The organism is Paenibacillus forsythiae T98, assembly GCF_000520735.1.
GTDB classification, from domain to species: Bacteria; Bacillota; Bacilli; order Paenibacillales; family Paenibacillaceae; genus Paenibacillus_AQ; species Paenibacillus_AQ forsythiae.
This window is the reverse complement of the sequence record NZ_ASSC01000879.1, coordinates 1-1,277: the sequence shown is the minus strand read 5'-3', so window position 1 is coordinate 1,277 and position 1,277 is coordinate 1. Positions and strand designations below refer to the sequence as shown.

2 protein-coding genes are annotated in these 1,277 nt (G+C 50.0%); one reads left to right on the top strand and one right to left on the bottom strand.

Annotated features, from left to right (window positions below):
* On the bottom strand, positions 1–252 hold a 252-nt coding region (locus L692_RS0126655), incomplete at its 3' end, for an ArsR/SmtB family transcription factor (RefSeq protein ID WP_051503598.1).
* 301 nt (positions 253–553) lie between these two features.
* Here L692_RS0126655 and L692_RS0126650 point away from each other — a divergent pair.
* The coding region (locus L692_RS0126650; RefSeq protein ID WP_025702955.1) for an N-acyl homoserine lactonase family protein at positions 554–1,277 on the top strand (724 nt) is incomplete at its 3' end.

The following is a 1,277-nucleotide window of genomic DNA, read 5'->3' as shown; positions in this document are numbered from 1 at the left end:
GCGGTAAGCCCCCAGCCAGGAAGCCAGCGCCCGAAACGGCTCGCCGCGCAGCCTGTAATTCCGGCGATTGGCCACGGCCTCCACCTCAACCAGTCCGGCCTCCAGCAGAACCCGCAAATGCTTCGAGGCCTGGGGCTGGCGCAGTCCGAGATGATCGGCGATTTCGCCTACAGTCAAGGGACCGCCGCGCAGCAGCTCGACCATGCCTAATCGGTTCGGCTCGGCCAGTGCGCTGAATGTAGAGATATTCATGATCCTAGTGTCCCTCTGTCCGGGCAATTCTAACCTGGGTTGCGGCGCGGCCTATGCTTCCGATACGGGTCATATCAGGCCACCTCATTTCAATGATTGGGTATGGGCTGCTTATAACTGTAATATACCCAATTTGGAATATTCTAAACAAGGAATATTATAAAATTTTTGCAAAAGGGACAGCAAGCGCATGTTCAGCTATTATCCACCCTCCATGAATCTTATATCTTTGCAAATAAATGACGCATCATTTATTATGAGATTCATTAAATGACACGTCATCTATATGAGGAGTAAGCTTATGACAACGATTCATGTTTGGCATACGGGAAAGGTGTATATCGACCGGGCGCTGGCTTTTCGTGAACAAACTATCCATCCGGCTCCATATACCGGTCTTTGCCGTCCAAAGTCCAAGAAAATCTGGGTTCCCGTTTCCGCTTATTTCATTGATCATCCGAAAGGCAGAATCCTGGTAGATACGGGGTGGAGCGAAGAGATCCGTACCCATCCCAAACAACATTTAGGCTGGTTGTCAGGCACCCTGTTTAAAGGAACTCTGCCTCCCGGCCAATCCATTCGGGAACATTTGATATCAATAGGGCTAAAGGATACCGACTTGGACTACGTACTCCTGACACATCTGCATCAGGATCATGTCAGTGGTCTCCAGCATGTTAGCCGCGCCAAAAGAATAATGACCAGCAGTCAGGAATGGGAGGCAGCGAACCGGAATTTCGGTTATACCCGCTCTATGTGGCAGGAAGTAGCTGTTCAATCCTTTGAGCTGGATACCATTCCATTTGGCCCTTTTAATAAAGGGGTTGATCTGTTCAGAGACGGATCGCTTTATTTAGTACATACACCCGGTCACACCAAAGGACAATTTACGGTTATGGTCCAAACGAGCAAAGGATGGGTCTTACTAATCAGCGACGTAGGCTATGCGGAACGCTCTTGGAAAGACCTTGTGCTGCCCGGAATTACGACAAGCGCCCAAGAAGCAGCGGCTTCGCTCCGTTGGG